Source organism: Fusibacter sp. QWL-12, from assembly GCF_058683495.1.
On the sequence record NZ_CM178745.1, the window covers coordinates 428,128 to 447,245 of the forward strand.

17 protein-coding genes and 1 riboswitch are annotated in these 19,118 nt (G+C 38.5%); all 17 genes read right to left on the reverse strand.

The genetic code is table 11. The features are described 5' to 3' along the window. The 17 genes from AC4PID_RS02520 to AC4PID_RS02600 all read right to left on the reverse strand — a co-directional run bounded on the left by AC4PID_RS02520 (position 1) and on the right by AC4PID_RS02600 (position 19,088). On the reverse strand, positions 1 to 2,475 hold the full coding sequence (locus tag AC4PID_RS02520; protein WP_492134018.1) for a homocysteine S-methyltransferase family protein: 2,475 nt from the start codon (positions 2,473 to 2,475) through the stop codon (positions 1 to 3). After that, positions 2,468 to 3,184 carry a vitamin B12 dependent-methionine synthase activation domain-containing protein gene (locus tag AC4PID_RS02525; protein ID WP_492134019.1) on the reverse strand — a complete coding sequence of 239 codons (717 nt, stop codon included), beginning with the start codon at positions 3,182 to 3,184 and terminating at the stop codon, positions 2,468 to 2,470. The genes AC4PID_RS02520 and AC4PID_RS02525 overlap by 8 nt, the downstream gene beginning before the upstream one ends. Before the next feature lie 29 nt (positions 3,185 to 3,213). Continuing rightward, positions 3,214 to 4,083 carry a methylenetetrahydrofolate reductase [NAD(P)H] gene (gene metF / locus AC4PID_RS02530; protein WP_492134020.1) on the reverse strand — a complete coding sequence of 290 codons (870 nt, stop codon included), beginning with the start codon at positions 4,081 to 4,083 and terminating at the stop codon, positions 3,214 to 3,216. Positions 4,084 to 4,111: 28 nt separating this feature from the next. After that, complete coding sequence (locus AC4PID_RS02535) at positions 4,112 to 5,320, reverse strand: aspartate kinase (protein ID WP_492134021.1); 1,209 nt, start codon at positions 5,318 to 5,320, stop codon at positions 4,112 to 4,114. A gap of 84 nt (positions 5,321 to 5,404) precedes the next feature. Continuing rightward, positions 5,405 to 5,514, reverse strand: a riboswitch (SAM riboswitch). Between the two features lie 128 nt (positions 5,515 to 5,642). Then, on the reverse strand, positions 5,643 to 7,520 hold the full coding sequence (locus AC4PID_RS02540) for an ABC transporter ATP-binding protein (RefSeq protein WP_492134022.1): 1,878 nt from the start codon (positions 7,518 to 7,520) through the stop codon (positions 5,643 to 5,645). A gap of 33 nt (positions 7,521 to 7,553) precedes the next feature. Then, positions 7,554 to 9,296 (reverse strand): ABC transporter ATP-binding protein, encoded by a 1,743-nt coding sequence (locus AC4PID_RS02545; protein ID WP_492134023.1) that lies wholly within the window; start codon positions 9,294 to 9,296, stop codon positions 7,554 to 7,556. A 169-nt stretch (positions 9,297 to 9,465) separates the two neighbouring features. After that, positions 9,466 to 9,588 carry a hypothetical protein gene (locus AC4PID_RS02550; protein ID WP_492134024.1) on the reverse strand — a complete coding sequence of 41 codons (123 nt, stop codon included), beginning with the start codon at positions 9,586 to 9,588 and terminating at the stop codon, positions 9,466 to 9,468. A gap of 124 nt (positions 9,589 to 9,712) precedes the next feature. Beyond that, positions 9,713 to 10,366 (reverse strand): class II aldolase/adducin family protein, encoded by a 654-nt coding sequence (locus AC4PID_RS02555; RefSeq protein ID WP_492134025.1) that lies wholly within the window; start codon positions 10,364 to 10,366, stop codon positions 9,713 to 9,715. Between the two features lie 10 nt (positions 10,367 to 10,376). Continuing rightward, positions 10,377 to 11,147: an S-methyl-5'-thioinosine phosphorylase gene (locus AC4PID_RS02560; RefSeq protein WP_492134026.1), complete on the reverse strand. Its 771-nt coding sequence runs from the start codon at positions 11,145 to 11,147 to the stop codon at positions 10,377 to 10,379. A 3-nt stretch (positions 11,148 to 11,150) separates the two neighbouring features. Further along, a complete protein-coding gene (mtnA, locus tag AC4PID_RS02565; protein ID WP_492134027.1) occupies positions 11,151 to 12,188 on the reverse strand; it encodes an S-methyl-5-thioribose-1-phosphate isomerase in 1,038 nt (345 codons plus the stop codon). Between the two features lie 36 nt (positions 12,189 to 12,224). After that, positions 12,225 to 13,517 carry an amidohydrolase gene (locus AC4PID_RS02570; RefSeq protein WP_492134028.1) on the reverse strand — a complete coding sequence of 431 codons (1,293 nt, stop codon included), beginning with the start codon at positions 13,515 to 13,517 and terminating at the stop codon, positions 12,225 to 12,227. A gap of 43 nt (positions 13,518 to 13,560) precedes the next feature. Continuing rightward, positions 13,561 to 14,268, reverse strand: coding sequence for a lysophospholipid acyltransferase family protein (locus AC4PID_RS02575; RefSeq protein WP_492134029.1), 708 nt, complete (start codon positions 14,266 to 14,268; stop codon positions 13,561 to 13,563). A gap of 114 nt (positions 14,269 to 14,382) precedes the next feature. Continuing rightward, positions 14,383 to 15,669, reverse strand: a complete 1,287-nt coding sequence (locus tag AC4PID_RS02580; RefSeq protein WP_492134030.1) for a sensor histidine kinase — start codon at positions 15,667 to 15,669, stop codon at positions 14,383 to 14,385. Positions 15,670 to 15,887: 218 nt separating this feature from the next. After that, positions 15,888 to 17,063, reverse strand: a complete 1,176-nt coding sequence (gene fliB / locus AC4PID_RS02585; protein ID WP_492134031.1) for a flagellin lysine-N-methylase — start codon at positions 17,061 to 17,063, stop codon at positions 15,888 to 15,890. Between the two features lie 55 nt (positions 17,064 to 17,118). Continuing rightward, positions 17,119 to 17,835, reverse strand: coding sequence for a YebC/PmpR family DNA-binding transcriptional regulator (locus AC4PID_RS02590; RefSeq protein WP_492134032.1), 717 nt, complete (start codon positions 17,833 to 17,835; stop codon positions 17,119 to 17,121). Positions 17,836 to 17,903: 68 nt separating this feature from the next. Next, positions 17,904 to 18,647 (reverse strand): NAD(+) synthase, encoded by a 744-nt coding sequence (gene nadE, locus AC4PID_RS02595; protein ID WP_492134033.1) that lies wholly within the window; start codon positions 18,645 to 18,647, stop codon positions 17,904 to 17,906. A gap of 51 nt (positions 18,648 to 18,698) precedes the next feature. After that, entirely contained in the window at positions 18,699 to 19,088 is a 390-nt protein-coding gene (locus AC4PID_RS02600; RefSeq protein ID WP_492134034.1) for a CoA-binding protein, read from the reverse strand. Positions 19,089 to 19,118 lie beyond the last annotated feature (30 nt).

Consider the following 19,118-nt stretch of genomic DNA (forward strand, 5'->3'; position numbering starts at 1 on the left):
CTAACCTAGGATTCGCTCTGCAATTCTCACCACTTCGGTGGCATCCTTGGCAAAGAAATCCGCTCCAATCTGCTCAGCAATCTCTTCTGATAGAACAGCGCCTCCGACGACCACCGTTACCTCTAGCTCTGAAGCTCTTATAAGTGCTATGGTCTCTCGCATAGAAGCAACCGTTGTCGTCATCAATGCACTGAGGCCAACGACCTTGATTGCGTTCTGCTTACAGGCTTCAACAATTTTCTCAGGAGCGACGTCTCTGCCTAAATCGAAAACTTCATAGCCGTAATTTTCGAGAACAACTTTTACAATGTTCTTACCGATATCGTGGATGTCATGCTTAACGGTGGCTAGGACGATTTTACCTTTATTAATGCCCTTTTCTCCACTTTCAGCAAGTGCGAGCTTTAATACTTCAAAAGCTGCTTGAACGACTTCTGCCGACTGAATGAGCTGTGGTAGATAAATCTGTCCTTTTTCATATCGTTTCCCCACATCATCAAGTGCTGTTATAATAATTTCATCCACTATTTTAACTGCTGGCATCAGTGTGAGTAATTTTCGAGTTAAGTCTGCAGCAACTGTTGTCTGACCTTTTTTGATCGCATCTATGAGTTGATCTTTAGGTGTTTCTAAAGGTGTCGCTGAACCTTTCGAATCCAACGTTTGCGTTGCACCTTGTATGATCTGTGCATCTTTAGAGGCCAAGATCAATTGTGGTGAGGTTTCACCATAAGCTTCAATATAACGCTTAGAGCCGACATCTTTATTAGCGAGAACTTCAAAGGTTTTAATCGCTGCAATCATAGGTGCATGCGCAGGATTCATAATCGGTGCATCAAGTCCATAAGCCAGTGCCATCGTGAGGAAGGACTGATTTAGAAGCTCTCTTGCAGGTAAGCCAAATGAAACATTGCTCACACCTAATACCGTACAAACACCAAGCTCCTGCTTCACTCTTCTTACGGTTTCAAGTGTCGCAACCACCTCTGCTTGTTGTGCGCTTGCGGTTAAGGTTAAGCAATCAATCAACACATTATGTCTAGGGATACCGTAAGCTTCAGCTCTCTCAACTATTTTTTTTGCAATTTCAAATCGCTCAAAAGAGCTTGCTGGAATGCCATTTTCATCTAGCGTTAATCCAAGCACACAAGCACCATATTTTTTTACAATAGGTAAGACCGAGTTTAAGACTTCTTCTTTACCATTAACTGAGTTGATAAGTGGCTTTCCGTTGTAATATCTCACACCTGCTTCCAGCGTTGTGGCACTAGCAGAGTCAATCTGCAAAGGTACATCTACAAATCCTTGTAGCTTTAAGACCGCTTTTTTCATCAAGTCAGCTTCGTCGATCTCTGGAATCCCGATATTGACATCTAAAATATTTGCGCCTTGTTCAACCTGTAAGATGCCCTCTTTAACGATGTAATCAAACTCCAAATTTCGAATGGCTTCTTTTAATCTTTTCTTTCCAGTAGGGTTGATGCGCTCACCGATGATGACGATATTTTCACCAATGGTGATACTTTTACTCGCCGATGAGACTCTTGTTTTGTAAACCAAATTATTCGGTAAAGGTAGATTACCAGCCTCATGCCACTGATCAACAACTTTGCGAATTTTCTCTATGTGCATAGCGCCTGAACCACAACAGCCACCTACACCTGAAACACCAATTTCTAAAAGCTTGTATAACTGCTCAGCATATTGATCGAAATCCGTTTTATAGACTGCGATTTGCGCAATTATCTCTGGTATACCTGCATTAGGCTGAACGATAAGGGGCAAGTTAGTCTCGTTCTTTAACTTTTCAACCAACGGCAGCATTTCAGATATGCCAAAAGAGCAGTTAAAACCAATTGCGCTGAGCCCAAGATCCCCTAAAGTTACAGCCATACTTTCAACATCGGTTCCAAAGAACGTTCTTCCCGTCGTTTCAAAACTCATAGTGGCTACAATAGGTAGTTCAGGCACTTCACCAAGTGCAAGCACTGCACATCTCAGTTCATAAAGATCAGTAAAGGTTTCTAAAATGGCGAGATCACACCCTAAAGACCAACCTTCAACCGCAATATTTTTAAACGCTTTAAAAGCCGTTTCGTAATCTAGTTTTCCTAGTGGATAAAGCAGTTCCCCTAAAGGACCGATATCCAGTGCTACCTTGATGACTCTGTCGCTACCACTCTCTTCTCTAAACGCTTTAATCGCTTGATCTGCACACGATTTTGCAGCAGCTAAATAGGTTTTATAGTTGTCGTACCTAATTGGATTAACGCCAAAAGTATTGATGGTAATCACTTCAGCCCCTGCCATAAGGTGATTTTTATGAACATCAATCACCCAACTTGGGTTTTGAACCGATTGAAGCTCAGAGCCTTCGCCGAGTTTCATCCCTTTTTCAATTAAAGCCGAACCCATTGCACCGTCAAAAACACGTGCTTTTTCTCTCAACCAATTATTAAAGCTAATCTTAGACATTCGTCCTCCTATAAGCGCATTTTATTAATTTACAATCCTGACAGTTCGTACCACAAGTACGAATTTCAGACTGAAAAGGTCTATGAGAAAGACCAATGATGAAAGTGATTGATTTTTCAGGTAGCATCTGATATTGCTCAGTTAAATACACACCAATTCGTTTTCTCATCTCAAGTAAATTCGATATACTTTCTTGTGCCGTTAAAGCCAAATCGCCATACCCAGGGCTAAATCGCTGTGAGATATAAAGTGATTCAGTATCAAGTTCACTTAAAAGTTCGTTTTGAAGATAATCTGCATAGGCGTCTGCTATTACAGAAGCACAGGCATTAAGAACGATCCCTTCAGAAGGCTTGATCAACATCTTTTTCTCTATCCGCTTTGAAATTTCAGAACCTAATGTGAGTGCACCTAATACAACCTCATGTGCACCCTCCAAAAAATGAAACAAATCATTTGAGTGGATCAAACTGACACATTGATCCGTTTGATCTAAAAGCTCGATAACGCCTTCATGTACTTTTAACTTAAACCGTCTCGTAATATTTTTTGGTGAAATCACATTAAAACTCTCGCTCAACTGACTGTCAATTAAAGCATGAATCTGATCATTCACTTCCTCTGAAATGAATTGATTCACTTGACCATTGCCACCCTTTAAATATCTCAATATTTCATTTTTTGAGACATAAGACTCTAAAAACTGCATACTAACTCCTTACCTTAAATGCTAACGCTTTATCTTAAAGTCGTTAATATTCCTGATAGATTATCTAAAATGCGCTTCGCTACATACGGTTTATTCATAACATATAGGTGAATACCATCCACCCCAGAACTAAGCAAATCAACGATTTGTTCGCAAGCATACATGATGCCAGCGTCTTGAAGGGCAGCAGGTTTATCCTCGTAGCAATTCAGAATTTTTTTAAACTTTTCAGGTAAATGAGCGCCGCTGATAGCAACCATTCTCTCAATTTGCTTTTTATTCAGTACTGGCATGATCCCCACGGTTATAGGAATATTGATATCAAGACTTCTCACCTCATCCTTAAACTCATAAAATTTCTCGTTGTCGAAAAACATCTGCGTCACCAGGAAGTCCACGCCTTGATCCACCTTTTGCTTCAAATGAATTAGATCTGTTGTTTTACTTCTTGATTCCACATGACTTTCAGGATAACAGGCTGCCCCAACGCCAAACGCACCATTTTGTTTGATAAAATGGACTAAGTCTCCAGCGTACTTGAAGTCTCTTACGATTGGATTTTCAGGTAAATCGCCTCTTAAAGCCAGTACATTTTCAATTTGATTTTCCTCAAAGACAGACAAGATTCGCTTAATGTCTTCTTTGGTTGCCCCAACACTCGTTAGATGCGCGAGTGCTTCTATGCCATATTCTTTTTTAATTCTCGATGCGAGTTCAAGTGTATCGTTGTTTCTCTCGCTGCCCGCTGCGCCATAAGTGACACTTATGTAGTCAGGCTTTAGTAATGCGAGAGCATCTATCGTCTGCAGCACCGTTTGAAAATCGCCATCTCTTTTAGGAGGAAAAATCTCAAATGAAATCGCTGGTTTGCCGCTTGTAAATAGGTTATCAATTTTCATAAAGCCTGCCTTTCTATCTTAACGTATTTTAAAGTTCAAATTCATTGTGAATCGCAAGTACTGCCTTTGAATAATCCTCTTGTGGGATGACACATGTGATATTGATATCTGATGTAGATACCATATCAATGGCTACACCATTTTCTGCCAGACATCCAAACACTCTTGAAGCGACACCTGGTGTAGACTTCATCCCAACGCCTATGATACATACTTTAGCAACCTGTTCGTTACCATACACGTCATCTGCTTTAAGCTCTTTACCAAGTCGTTTTGAAAGCGTCAAAGCGCGATCATATTCTTCTTGTGAAACTGTAAACGATATCGTAATGCCCTCTTTGTTGATGTAGTTTTGAGTGATAACGTCTACATTGATGTTGGCATCAGAAATCGTCTTAAAGATGTAAGCGATATTATTCGCTGTATTTTCAATATTTGCAATGGTAATTTTAGCATTATTTGTGGTATGTGCAACGCCACGCACTAGAACCTCTTCCATTTTTTCCTCCTCGTCGGTGACATATGTGCCTATGGTATCTGTAAATGATGAACGCAAGTGAATCGGGATATTGTTTTTAGCTGCTAGCTCAACACTTCTAAGGTGGAGCACCTTCGCGCCTGATCCCGCCATTTCAAGCATTTCATCAAAAGTAATATAGTCAATTTTATGTGCATTGGGGACGATTCTAGGATCAGCAGTATAAATCCCGTCAACGTCTGTATAAATTTCCACTTCGTCTGCATTAAGCGCTACGCCTATTGCTACAGCAGATGTATCGGAACCCCCTCTTCCAAGCGTGGTAATCTCAAGGTCTTTTGTAACGCCTTGAAAGCCTGCTATGATAACTACTTTACCTTCTGAAAGGGCACGATTGATCTTAGAAGTGTCTATTTCTTCTATTTTAGCTTTATTGTGATTTTTATCTGTATAAATGCCCACTTGAGCACTTGTAAACGATATTGCGTCTTCACCCAACGCCTTAATTGCCATTGCTAAAAGAGAGATGGAAATTTGTTCACCTGTCGCCAAGATCATATCGAGTTCTCTTCCTGAAGGCTTGTCCGTGATTTCTTTTGCTCGGTTCACAAGTTGATCGGTCATGCCTGCTGGAGCAGAGACGACTACGACGACATCATGACCCTTTCGTTTGGTTCCAACCACCTTTTCTGCTACGTTTTTAACACACTCTGAATTTGCCATGGATGTACCACCATATTTTTGTACAATGATGCTCACGAAAATCCTCCTTTCGTCGATTTAATCTGAAAATTAAAAAAGTCGCTTTCACATTGAAAGCGACAGAATTAAAGTGTTTCCACTCTCTTATCTCTCATTTCTTTGCGAAATGCAGGAATTGGCACCACGCATCGAATGGGATGCAGGTTGCTGGGCGTCGTCGAGCCTGGTCTCTCGGCCTCTCTGGATAAGGGGATATACAGTTGTCTTGCGAACGAATCCGCATGATGATGTGAAAAATATTAATTAATAGTGATATTAACACAATTCATCAGCGCATTCAAGAGTAATTATTCATTTAATTTGTATTTTTTCTCGCACATTACGCCGTCATTAGCCCCTCTTTTTTACCATTGGGGTTCTTTTCAGGTGTAACGTGTTGTTTGTTTAAGATCGCTTGCTCGCCCTCTTCGATAAACTGATTCGAATAAAGCTCATAGTAGTGACCTTTTCTAGCCATCAACTCATGATGATTTCCTTTTTCAATAATCTGTCCTTTTTCGATTACCAAAATAAGATCTGCATTTCGAATGGTTGAAAGTCTATGTGCTACGATAAAGCTGGTTCTGTTCTCAAGTACTTTATCAATGGCATGTTGAATTTTAGATTCTGTTTCAGTATCGATGGAAGAAGTTGCTTCATCTAAGAAGAACAATCTCGGCTTTGAGATAATCGCTCTAGCAAATGAAATGAGTTGTTTTTCACCTGTAGATAACATACCACCACCTTCACCAACCTCAGTATCATAACCTTTTTCAAGCTTTGAGATAAAATCATGTGCGTTAACTGTTTTTGCAGCTTCTATAATTTCTGCCTCAGTTGCATCCAATTTACCATATCGAATATTTTCTTTTATGGTACCGCTGAATAAGTGTGGTGATTGGAGTACGTACCCGATGTTGGCATGCAACCAGTTTTGTGATCGTTCTTTATAATCGACACCATCGATCAAAATTTTACCACCTGTTGGCTCGTAGAAACGACATGCAAGATTGACAATTGTACTCTTTCCAGAGCCTGTTTCTCCTACCAAAGCAACCGTTTGACCTTTTTTTACCTCGAGGTTGAAATCCTTTAGGATATACTCTCCTTCTTTGTAATAGAAGTCGATGTGTTCAAAAGTAACGTCGCCATGAATGGCTTCCCAATTTTCTTTTTTCTGGTGATAATGATCCCCATACTTGTTGAGAACCGATTCACTTTCTACGATTTCTTCTTTTTCGTTAATCAGTGACATAACGCGCTCTGCAGCTGCTTGTGCACTAATCATTTCAGTGTAAATTCTCGCAAGCTCAAGCACTGGATCAAAGAACATTCTCGCATAGGTGATGAACAATACCAGCTTACCATAGGTTATCAAACTACCAGCAAGGTAGATGCTACCGAAGTAAAGGGTTAACGCCATACCTATAGCAGATATAAAGAGTGCCAATGGCAGGTAACCTGCTGAAAGTACGCCTGCTCTTACAGAAGTATTCTTCATATCAAATGTAACTTCTCCAAATTCTTCGCGGTTAAGCTCTTCGCGAACTAATGTTTTTGTCGTTCTTGCACCGACGATACCGTCATTAAACAACCCAGTGATCTTCGAGTTGATCTTTCTTACATTTCTAAAGGAAACTAACATTTTCTTTTCGAAGAAAACGCTGATGACCGCTAATAATGGTACTGTAACCAATGTAACAAGTGCCAATTTCCAGTTAGAAACCAACATGACGATGGCAATACCAAACATCATGGTGAGTCCCCACACGAGGTCAACCACACCCCATGCAATGGTTTCAGAAATTTTCGAAGCATCTGATGTCGTTCTAGCGATCATCCAACCGATCGCATTTTTGTCATAATAGCTAAAGGATAGTTTTTGTAATTTTTCGAAGCTATCCTTACGCATCTTGTAAAGCAATCCCATTTCTATCTTCCCTGCTCTTCTAATGAACAGAAAGACGATCAATGCAAGTCCAATAGCAAGTAGGCCATAGAAAACGCCTACCATACCAAGCCCATCAAGGTTTCTTGGTTCAACAAAATGATCGATTGCATATTGTGTTAACAGCGGAAATGTGATGTCTATTGATGCGAGTCCGATCATGAAAAAACAGAGAATTAGAAAATCCCTTTTAAAGTTTTTAAAGTAGAGGATTAACTCTTTCCATATTGTTTTATCATATTTGAGTTTCATTTCTTTTTGATTTTCCACTTGAATCCTCCTACGATTTAGGCCAAACAGTTATTAGACAACCATTTGTTGTAAATCCCAAATCCTTTTGTATAACCCATCTGTATGAATGAGTGTTTGATGTGTGCCTTCTTGTATGATTTCACCCTCATCAAGTACGATGATATAATCCGCTTCTGCCAAAGTCGCAATTCTATGACTGATAATCAGCGTTGTAATGTCTTTACTTCTTTGCTTAAGTGCACGTCTGATTTTCATATCGGTCTCTGTATCAACTGCACTTAGAGAATCGTCAAAGATTAAAATGCGTTTTGTTTCATCTATGATGGTTCTCGAAATTGCGACACGCTGTTTCTGACCACCTGAAAGTGAAACCCCTTTTTCGCCGATTACAGTCTCATAACCTTCTTTGAAGGTGATAATATTATCATGGATTGAAGCAATTTTTGCTGCTTCCTCAATTTCTGGTGTTTCATAAGCCTTACTGATAATACCGATATTTTCTTTAACGGTTTTTGCATATAAATAAGGTTCTTGTAAGACCAAGCCGATTTTTCTTCGAATCCACTGTTTTTTTATTGAAGCGAGTTCGTAATCGTCAATCTTTATACTGCCTTCATAATCATAAAGTCTTTGTAGTAAGTGCACCAAGGTTGATTTACCTGATCCTGTCGATCCCAAAATTCCCAGTGTCTTACCTGACTCAAGTTTAAAGCTGATATTTTTAAGTGCCTCTTTCCCATCTGGATAAGAGAAATTAACGTTTTCAAACGTAACTGAACCTTTAATTTCTGGTGCGATTTCTTCTGGTAATTCTACTTCTATTTCTTCGTTTAATATTTCTTCAACCCTTGTTATCGCAACGGTTGTTTTACCAAGCTCACTCAGCAATCGACCTGATTGCTTAACTGGCCAAAGGAGCATCGACTCATAGGTAATAAATGCGATTAATGTCCCAATTGTAATGTCACCAGTAATCACCATTTGTGCACCAACTACTAGAACAACACCACTTTGAAATAGCGTAATCAGGTCGGATGATGACCAGAACATCGCTAAAATTTCTATTAGTCGATAGGTTGTCTTTCTATAGTCTTCATTAACCGTTTCGAACTTATCAATTTCGTAGTTCTCACGCCCAAAAGCTCTTACAACGCGAACGCCTGAAAGATTTTCCTGTAGTACAGTCGTCAATTTACCTTCAGCTTCATCTGATTTTTTAAACGTCTTTTGAACTTTTGTGAAAAAGACATACGAAAAAATAAAAAGTACTGGAATAAGTGCTACTGCATAAAGGGTTAATCTTAAGTTCAATGAAAGCATGACGCCTATAGATAAAAAGATCATGAATACAATACGAGCAAGATCTACGATTTGAACCCCTAAAAATCTTCTAATGGTTTCAACATCTGATGTACAGCGCTGTATCATATCTCCCGTTTCCTTCTTAGTATGATGCTCATAAGTCATATATTGAATTTGCTTGTATAGAGAATTTCTCATATTTTGAGCAATGTTTTCAGCAGCAAAGCTTGAAAGCCAGCCCTTGAAAAATAGAAAAATACCTCTTATCAAATTGATTGCAACAATGATCCATACAACTGCAAGTAAATTCTTACCAAACCGATCCATCAGGAATTGTAAATTCCCTGCCGGAACATCCCCTACTATAGAATCCACAGCATATTTGATGAGGATTGGCGTTGCCAATTGCATGACTGTTGCTACGATGATTGAAAAGATGGCTGCTGCAAACGCTAGCCTATACCCTTTCAAATACTTAAATATGTTTTTCATTTCTGCCTCCTTGTGTCTCTGTGGTTCAATATCTGTAAATTAAAAAAAACCACGATAATCGTGGTTTTATAAAGGTGGACGTTAGACCTCAATAAAGAGATCCCCCTAAATTTACAAATAAAAAACCACAGACATTTGCCTGTGGTTGAATGTACAATCTTCCTTATGTTCAGAAAGGTAATTCTCCGCAGGCTGTAACTTTTTTGCAATTAAAATTAGACGCACTCATAGCGTTTAAGCCACGTAACACGACATTCAGTTGATTCATTCTTGCAGTATTAGTCATCATCATTACAACCTCCTTTTTTTTATTAATCAAACTCCTGACTAGTTAAGTTCAATCTAGACTTAGGATATCTTAATTTTTTTATATGTGCAACAATAATTTACAATTTGTCACATCCTTGTAATATTTCTTATCTTTGGCCGTACTTATTGAGATAGAAATCTCTCATAAATCCACAGTCCTCATCGTTGAGTTCCACTGCCCCGCCTATCATTGCAGATAATAGCGTCGCCTGTGCAGACTTTTCACATATTAATGCAATTTTAATGGTTTCTTTCAGTGTTGGCCCCGCAGCGAGTAAACCATGATTTGCCATGATTACGGCTTGTCTTCCTTCAAGCGCTTCGACGACAACCTTACCTAAATCTGTCGAACCAGGAAGTCGGTATTCTGAGACCCTTACATTTCCCCCTACAATTTGAACCAAATCTTCACAGGATGCAGGTATCGGTTTTCTTGCAATTGCCATCGCCGTACAATGTACAGAATGCGTATGCACAATTGCATTGATATCAGGTCTGTTTTTGTAAATTTCCAAATGAAGAGGTAACTCTATGGATGGCTTCATATTGCCATCGATTAGGTTGCCTTCCATGTCTACAATAGGAATATTTTCAGGAAGAAGCTTCTCATAATCAACACCAGTAGGTGTAATTGCTACTAATTCTTCTCCTGGAATTCTAACACTTAAATTGCCCCATGTCCCAATGACGAGAGCAGACTTTAAAATGATCAAACTTGTATCAATAATTTCTTTCCTAGCAATTTGATGCTTTAAAGACATAATAGCCTCCTTAAAGGATTATCAATGACTGATCACAGCGACACTTAACCTCGCTTGATCCTTGCGTTAAAAGTTTTATAAAAAGCTGTGTTAAAGATTCTTTGTTCTTTCCCATCGCTTCATCAATCACATGCCCTTCTATTTGTACGCCTTCAATCCCAGTACACCAGTTTGTGATGATTCCTAAAGCAGAATAACACATACCCAGTTCTTTTGCAAGGACGCACTCAGGCACATTGGTCATGCCAACAACATCGCCACCAAGCTTTTGATACATTCTAATCTCTGCAGCGGTTTCAAACCTTGGCCCCTCAGTACATACATAAACGGCTTCACCTTTAAAAGTCATATCCGTTAAAGAAACGGCATTTATAAATTGATCGATTAAATTTGGACAATACGGCTGTGTCATCTCAACATGTGCCACTTTAGTATCACCACCCTCATAAAAGGTTTGGACTCTGGATTTTGTGAAATCTAAAAAATCATTAATGACGACCACATCACCGGGTTCGAAAGCAGGGTTCATCGAACCTACCGCACACGTCGCATAGATTTCATCAACTTCGAGCTGCTTTAAAGCCATCATATTCGCTCTGTAGTTGATTTTATGAGGCGGTGCACTATGTCCCTTTCCATGTCGCGCTAGGAACACGATTTCTTGGTTGCCAACTCGAATCAAATCGCATTCTACTGTACCATAGAGGGTCTCAACCGTTTTCTGCTCAACCTCTGAACTTAATCCATATATACCTGTTCCACCAATAATCGCTTTTCTCATCACTTATTCCTCAATTAACTTATCTAAAATCGACTGTGTAAAAGGTGGGTATAATATCCCCTTTTCAGTAACAATTGCAGTAATAAACTCATACGGCGTCACATCAAAGGCAGGATTATAGACGTGAATGCCATTAGGTGCAACTTGTTCCTCCCCAACATGCGTCACTTCCCTAGCGTCTCTTAGCTCAATCTCAATTGCTTCACCACTTTGAATGTCTAAATCAAAAGTTGTAGAAGGCGCTACGACATAAAATGGTACATTGTATCTTTTTGCGATCACAGATAGCATAAAGGTACCTATTTTATTGGCTGTGTCACCATTTCTAGCGATTCGATCTGCCCCGACAAAGATCTTATTGATCTTTCCATCACGGATTAAACTCGCTGCTGCATTATCTGGAATCAGTGTAGCAGGTATCCCTTCTGTCACTAGCTCCCAAGCGGTTAGCCTTGCACCTTGTAATCTCGGTCTAGTTTCATCTGCAAAAACATGTATGCTTTTACCAGTTTCATGTGCCTCTCTGATTACCCCTAGTGCAGTGCCATAGGCCACAGTAGCAAGCGCACCCGTATTACAGTGCGTTAAAATTTGATCGTTTTGATCAACCAAAGTATTCCCAAAAACAGCCATCGCTTTGCAAGACGCCGCATCCTCATTAAAAATCGCATCTGCTTCACTTTTTATCACTTTTAAAATTTCATTTACTGAGCTTGAATGAATAGACGCTATCTTTTCCATAATTCTCGAAGTCGCCCACATTAAATTAACCGCAGTTGGTCGACTCGCGTCCAATATAGCTTTCACGTCGTAAAGCTTTTGAAGGTCTAGTTCATCCCCTAATTCAAGAGCACCGATATACATCCCATATGCAGCTGTTGCTCCAATTGCAGGCGCACCTCTCACCACCATGTCCTTGATGGCATAGATCACTTCAGCAAGTGTTTTGCATTCAAAGTACGCTGTCGTTACAGGTAATTTTCTTTGATCGAGTAAAACCAATCTATTTTCATTAAACTGAATCGCATAAAATGCAGCCATTTTCTCCTCCAAATCCATCCTTTTAAACTCTACTAATTATATTCTACTGATTAAATCCCTTGCTATTATTGAAGCCTTATCCTTAACTTCTAGCTCATCAAACGTTAGAATTTGGCGATTTTCATATAGAATTTTCCCATTGCACATAACGAAATCCACATCTGATGCTTGCGCCGAATATACCATCAAAGATATTAAATCATGTGTTGGCAAAAGATGTGATTGATTAAAATCTAAAAGTATAAGATCCGCTTTTTTGCCAACCTCTAAACTGCCGACGGTTTCATCAATTCCAAGTGCCTTTGCGCCATTAATCGTAGCCATTTTAAGCACTTCATAAGCTGGAAGAGCTGTCGGATCTTCTAATATTCCTTTATTCACTAATCCAGCAAGGTGCATCTCTTCAAATAAATTGAGATTATTATTTGATGAAGCGCCATCCGTTCCCAGAGCCACATTGACACCTGCATTCAGCATTTTCTGAATGGGCGCAAACCCGTTGCCGAGTTTTAAATTGCTACTTGGATTGTACAGAACACTGGTCCCAGTTTTTCTAAGCAATTCAATGTCCTCTTCTGATACATGTACACAGTGCGCACCACTGGTTTTACCGTTAAGTAGTCCTAGCTCATCCACCTTTTGAATCGGTGACATCCCAAAATTTTTATAGGATTCAGATACCTCAAATCGACTTTCAGAAAGATGAATATGAAGTGGTACATCTAATTCATTAGCAAGCTCACCACATTTTATTAAATACGCCTCCGGACAGGTATAAGGTGCATGTGGCGCAACCTCTATTACGATTCGTCCATCTGCAGCGAGATTCAATTCTCGATAAAGATTTCTAACCTTATCGATGCCACTTGCATCCGGGTCAGCCACGCCGATTAAGCCTTCGCCCAAGTTGGCTCTAACGCCAGATAATTCAACTGCCTTAGCGACTTCATCCATATGAAAATACATATCTCTAAACGTCGTACAGCCTGATTTAATCAGCTCAGCTATACTAAGCATCGTCCCATAGTAGATATCCTCTGAAGTGAGCTTAGCCTCCACTGGCCAAATCTTTTCACTCAACCAAGTCATTAATGGTAGGTCATCGGCATAATTTCTTAGCAGCGACATCGCCATGTGCGTGTGTGCATTAATTAATCCAGGAAGTGCTATATGCCCCTTTCCTTCAATGATTCTATCCGCATTAAACGTACTTGGCACTTCACCTATGAACACAATGTTCTGATCCTCAATCCCAATATTACCTTTAAAAACACCAGGATAACTAGGCGACATGGATATAATCTCAATATCTTTAATTAAAACTTTCATAAGCCACTCCTAAAAATTATCATTTGGGAACACGTCATAGCATTTAATTTAAATTTGAATGAATAACACTTTTGATTGTCTCCGTTAGTCCTTTGGTATCTTTGTTCATTTCATCAGTGATCTCTATTGGATCAGAGATGATAATAACGACTTTTGAAGGCTTTATTTTAAAAGATCCTTTTCTCATTAGATCAATTGAACCCTTAATGGTCACTGGAATAATAGGAACACCTGATTTGGTAGCCAGTTTAAGTCCACCTGGTTTAAAGTCGCCAAGTTCACCTGACTCACTTCTAGTCCCCTCAGGAAAGAGAACGATAGACTGCCCTGCTTTCAAATAGCCAATCCCTTCAGAAATACCTTTTACTTGCTGACGGATGTCGTTTCGATCCATAAAAACACATCTCATAAATTTCATCCAATCGCTTACAAATGGCATTTTAAGTGTTTCAATTTTAGCGATAAATCCCTTTGATTTGGGTAATTGTGTCAGCATTAATGGTATATCAAAATTACTTTGATGATTGCCCACAAATAACACCGCTGTATCTTTAGGTATTTTTTCTAAACCGATTACCTCTACTTTACATCCAGCAAGCTTAAGCAGTGAACTCATCCATTGTCTCGCCTTATTATCCGCATATTGCATTTGCTCTGAGGGATCTTTTATCGATTTTGCTTTAAAATAACTTGGAATATAGAATAATAAGCTTACCCAAAAATAGATAAACCAGACGACGGTTCTTAACATAATGCCTCCTCATGCACAAGATACCCTCACTTTAAAGTGAGGGTATCTTTTTAGTTATATTCAATATACTATAGATTCGTTTTTACTGCCACCAATTCAGTGAATTATTATCATCTATGCGGTGATCGGTTGTGTATAAGGGATCCATACTTTAAAGCAGGTACCACCGCCTAATTCTGTATCGACGTTAATCTTTCCTTTATGCTTATCAACGATGATATTATAGGAAATACTTAGCCCCAATCCCGTCCCTTGACCAACTGGTTTCGTCGTGAAAAAAGGATCAAATATTTTGCTCAAATTTTCATCTTTAATCCCACTACCATTATCACCAATATTTAAGCTTACACCATCACGATCGGGTACGGTGCTAATTTTGATTAATCCTGTCCCATCTGTACGGTAGCCTTTAATGGCATGTGCAGCATTGATAATTAAGTTAACCAAAACTTGCTCAATTTGACCTTTATTACAGAAGACAGGAGGACATGGTGCTAATGACTTTTCAACTGTAGCAACGTATTTCACTTCATTATTGACAACAATGAGTACCTCTTCTATCAATTCGTTTGGGTCGACGTACTCAAAATAATTCTCATCGGATATTCTAGCAAAGTTTCGCATGCTATTTACTATTTTAGCGACGCGATCAAGACCTTTTTGAGAATCATTGATTAACTCTGGAAAATCGTCAAAGACAAAGTCCATGTCGTATTTGTTCCAATAAAAATGATTGTCTACTCGAATACTTTCTAACGTTGCATCCTCTCGATCCAGCTTAAAAATCATATCCTTAATGTAATTCTCAAAACTATCCACATACTGCCTAATATTTGTATAATTACTGATTACAAATGCCAATGGATTATTGATTTCATGTGCAATACCAGCAGCAAGCTCTCCAATAGCGACTAATTTCTCCTTTTGCACCAAATGATATTGTGCCTCTTTAAGCGTATCATTCACCTTTTTAAGCTCTGCATTTTGCTCTTCCAATAGCTCTGCCGTTTGCTTAAGTTTCTTCTCATTGGCAATCTCTCTTAAAGTCGAATTAATACGAGAAATAAAATCCATTTCTTCAAAAGGTTTTTTTATATAATCAGATGCACCCAAATCAAAACAGGCTTTGAGCGTCTTTGAATCATTGATGGTCGTCAGCATTATAATTTTAGGCATGTATTTGATTTCACTTACATGTAAGTATTCCAGTACTTGAAGTCCAGTCAGTTTTGGCATTATGATATCTAGAAGCACCAGATCGATCTGATCCTGAAAGATAAAATTAAGTGCTTCTTCTCCATCTTGGGCATATTCAATATCACAGTCTATATCAAACTTTACAAGTGTATCTCTTGCAATGAACTGATTGATCTTACTGTCCTCAACAATTAAAATCCTCATAATTGCCTCCAATATTATTGGGTTCTGCTTTAAACTGATTATCCTTCAAACAACTGGTTAACTTTAAATGACTTAATCATCAAACAAAGAATTGACGTTCTGCTCATACAACTGGTAATCCTATACCCCAAAATTAGTAGATTCACTTAATATTCAATTATTCTTACTATTTTTAAAATATTTTTGAACTATTTTGTTCTAAATTTATGACTTATTAACTATCCTATACTACCAATGATAATAGCAACTAGATCATTTGATTTGATTTTTTTCTGCTTTAAAAAATCCAAAACATCAATTTCAAAATGCTTATGATGCTCAAATACCTTTGAAAAGCTTTGCAAGTACTTACTCAAATTCTCTTTATTGAACTCATTACTGTTACTCAGTCCGAGCATGTGACGTTTGAAAATGCCATATCTTACTAAGAAAAGCTTGAGTGCATCATCCGCATTATTGCCCTCTGTAAAAGGGAACAACGTTCGGAAGATTTGATTGCCATAATAATTTGAAATCAGAGTATCCTGCATTGCTAATTCTTTCAAATAGTCAGAATGGTTAATTTCGCGATTTTCAAGTGATGCTTCTGCCAAAGATACCATTTGGTTAAATCTGTCCGATGTACTTGGTAATAGCATTTCTATAAAATTCCCAGTCAGTTCTGTAAAACTTCCTAAATCAAATGATTTTAAAATACCATTTCTGGTATCTTTTGAAACACTTAAGAGGCTATTTACCTCTGCGTCTAGTAATGCTTCTAACTGATCAATTTTATTTTTTCGTTCTGCATCAAATGCTTTGATCACTAATCTAGAGATCCTATACATACGTTCGTCAAGCGGATAAGATTGATCTAATACGGTCTTTACTAAAAGATTTCTCAGATAAAGTAGCTTCGAAGGTAACATTCCTTTGTAGCGTTTGTCCTTTTGTGAAATCTCATAGGTCATAAGGCGTGGCGGCTCATCTGATACCTGAATAAATGTCATTGCCTCTTCGGCTTCAAGTAGCTTTACCACCTCTGGACATGATGAGGTCGCTGACAACTCAAGTGTTTGATCGATTCTGTTGTATATTCTTGGAAAGGTGGCGCAAACATTTGACAAATAAGATTCGCCTACGATTTTATGAAACAGACATAGATTATCTGAGTTCAAAAATTGGCAACGTCTTTGTTCGTTTAAGGATATAAATGCATAATCAACATTGGGATCATAACAGTATGGGTTAATCGATACGTACTTGTTAATATCGCGTTTTAATTGCTTGTCGCCGATTTGAACATACTTTTTAAAGGTTTTGTCATCAATGTCTACATCCCACCCCACACAACAGTTGTCTTCACAAGGGGTTCCAATACATTTAAACTGCGTCATATATTTAGGTATTTTCATTATCATCATCCTTACTTATTAAAAAAGCACCTACACGAATGTAGATGCTTTTAAATTATTCTTCCCAGTTATGATAAACGTTTTGTACATCGTCATTGTCTTCTAACAAATCAATGAGCTTTTGCATGTACTTAATGTCATCTTCATTTGAAAGCTTTGTCATTGTCTGTGGTAAATAACGTAGTTCTGCCATGCTAAATGTATAGCCTTGTGCAGATAAAGCGTCTCTTACCTCTGCAAAATCAGAAATATCCGTATAGACTTCATAGTGGTCCTCTTCTATACCAAAATCCTCTGCACCAGCTTCGATCACAGCTTCTTCAATAGCTTCATCGCTTATTGAATCCTTTTTATCAACTACTAGTACACCTTTTCTGTCAAACATAAAGCTAACAGAACCGTTTACGCCTAAGTTGCCTTTACCTTTAACAAAATAGCTTCTTACATCAGCTGCAGTACGATTTGTGTTGTCTGTCAGACACTCAACTAAAACTGCAACACCACCTGGACCATATCCTTCATAAGTGAGCTCTGTGTAGATTGCGCCGTCTGATTCGCCAGCACCTTTTTTGATTGCTCTGTCTATATTGTCATTTGGCATATTTGCTGCCTTAGCTTTTTCAATCGCACTCATAAGTGCTGCGTTATAAGTAGGATCTCCGCCGCCTTCTCTAGCAGCTACCATGATATAGCGTCCTAACTTTGTAAATTCTTTTGCTTTCTTAGCATCTTGCTTGCCTTTACGATTGATAATCGTACCTATTCTACCCACGATATCTCTCCATTCTTTTCGATTCGGATTTGATGCAAAAATATTATAGCATAATTCAATCCGCTTCGCTAGAATTTTGGTGGTGCAGGAGGCATCATGCGTTTGTGTGCTGTTCTTGCATGCATATTTTCAATAATATCTTTATCTGACTCAGGAATTTCAAGACCAAGGATATAGTCATCGATCATATCATATGTTGTACCCATTTCATTTTCATCGGTTTGACCTTCCCAAAGTCCTGCTGAAGGTGGTCGATCTATGATTTGCTGTGGCACACCTAAATGTGATGCCCAATTAAAAACTTCTCTTTTAAGTAGGTTGCCAATAGGAATAATGTCAACGCCACCATCACCATATTTCGTAAAGTAACCTGTAAGGATTTCAGCAGCATTATCTGTACCCGCTACCAAATATCCAAGAGAATTGGCAATACCATATAACGTTGTCATACGAAGTCTTGCACGCAGATTGGCATCTGCTAGTCTTTCATGCTTAACTTCTTTACCCTCTAATCGTCTTTGAATCTTGCCAATCAATAAATCATGTTCTTCTGTTAAATCCACAGTCACATAATCAATCCCCAAAGCTTCTGCTAATGCAATTGCATCCTGCGCATCCTTAGGATTACTTTTACAAGGCAAGATCACACCTAAAGAATTTTCAGGAAATGCTTTTTTAATTAATCCAGCTACTACTGATGAGTCAATTCCGCCAGACAATCCAACTAAGACTCCTGAAGTCCCTGAATTACGAACTTGTTCTCGAATCCAGTCAACCGTTAGTTCAATTTTTTCTTCAATCGTTTTCGCCATTTTTTTCCTTCCTCATTTTGGATATATTTAGATATAAAACTACTACTTTCATTAAAGATTGTCAAGTTCTACAAGCACACAATTCAAATATACGGTGTTGATACCAGCAACTTCTGAAGCTTCAACAATCTCAGGTGTAAAAGTACCCGGTTGAAACCAAATATTCTTGATACCAAGTTCCATAACGTCTTTTAATGCTTCTGATGCCTTCTCAGGGTTGACTACCACGTCGACACAATCTACTTTAACTGGAAGATCCGCTAAACTTGGATAGCATTTATCCCCTTCAATTTCACTGTACATTGGATTGACAGCGTAAACTTCATAACCGAATCTTTTTAATTTTTGATATATTTTATATCCAAATTTACCTTGATTTGCTGTCGCACCAACAACTGCCCATTTTTTTTGATCTAACATAGATTTAATTAATGCATCCATAATTATTCTCCTTTACAATTGGTAAGCGAT

Excerpts from the sequence above, each read along its gene's own strand:
- AC4PID_RS02520 (WP_492134018.1), bottom strand. The coding sequence starts at position 2,475 with ATGTCTAAGATTAGCTTTAATAATTGGTTGAGAGAAAAAGCACGTGTT.
- AC4PID_RS02525 (WP_492134019.1), bottom strand. The coding sequence starts at position 3,184 with ATGCAGTTTTTAGAGTCTTATGTCTCAAAAAATGAAATATTGAGATAT.
- metF (WP_492134020.1), bottom strand. The coding sequence starts at position 4,083 with ATGAAAATTGATAACCTATTTACAAGCGGCAAACCAGCGATTTCATTT.
- AC4PID_RS02545 (WP_492134023.1), bottom strand. The coding sequence starts at position 9,296 with ATGAAAAACATATTTAAGTATTTGAAAGGGTATAGGCTAGCGTTTGCA.
- AC4PID_RS02550 (WP_492134024.1), bottom strand. The coding sequence starts at position 9,588 with ATGATGATGACTAATACTGCAAGAATGAATCAACTGAATGTCGTGTTA.
- AC4PID_RS02555 (WP_492134025.1), bottom strand. The coding sequence starts at position 10,366 with ATGTCTTTAAAGCATCAAATTGCTAGGAAAGAAATTATTGATACAAGT.
- AC4PID_RS02560 (WP_492134026.1), bottom strand. The coding sequence starts at position 11,147 with ATGAGAAAAGCGATTATTGGTGGAACAGGTATATATGGATTAAGTTCA.
- mtnA (WP_492134027.1), bottom strand. The coding sequence starts at position 12,188 with ATGGCTGCATTTTATGCGATTCAGTTTAATGAAAATAGATTGGTTTTA.
- AC4PID_RS02570 (WP_492134028.1), bottom strand. The coding sequence starts at position 13,517 with ATGAAAGTTTTAATTAAAGATATTGAGATTATATCCATGTCGCCTAGT.
- AC4PID_RS02575 (WP_492134029.1), bottom strand. The coding sequence starts at position 14,268 with ATGTTAAGAACCGTCGTCTGGTTTATCTATTTTTGGGTAAGCTTATTA.
- AC4PID_RS02580 (WP_492134030.1), bottom strand. The coding sequence starts at position 15,669 with ATGAGGATTTTAATTGTTGAGGACAGTAAGATCAATCAGTTCATTGCA.
- fliB (WP_492134031.1), bottom strand. The coding sequence starts at position 17,063 with ATGAAAATACCTAAATATATGACGCAGTTTAAATGTATTGGAACCCCT.
- nadE (WP_492134033.1), bottom strand. The coding sequence starts at position 18,647 with ATGGCGAAAACGATTGAAGAAAAAATTGAACTAACGGTTGACTGGATT.
- AC4PID_RS02600 (WP_492134034.1), bottom strand. The coding sequence starts at position 19,088 with ATGGATGCATTAATTAAATCTATGTTAGATCAAAAAAAATGGGCAGTT.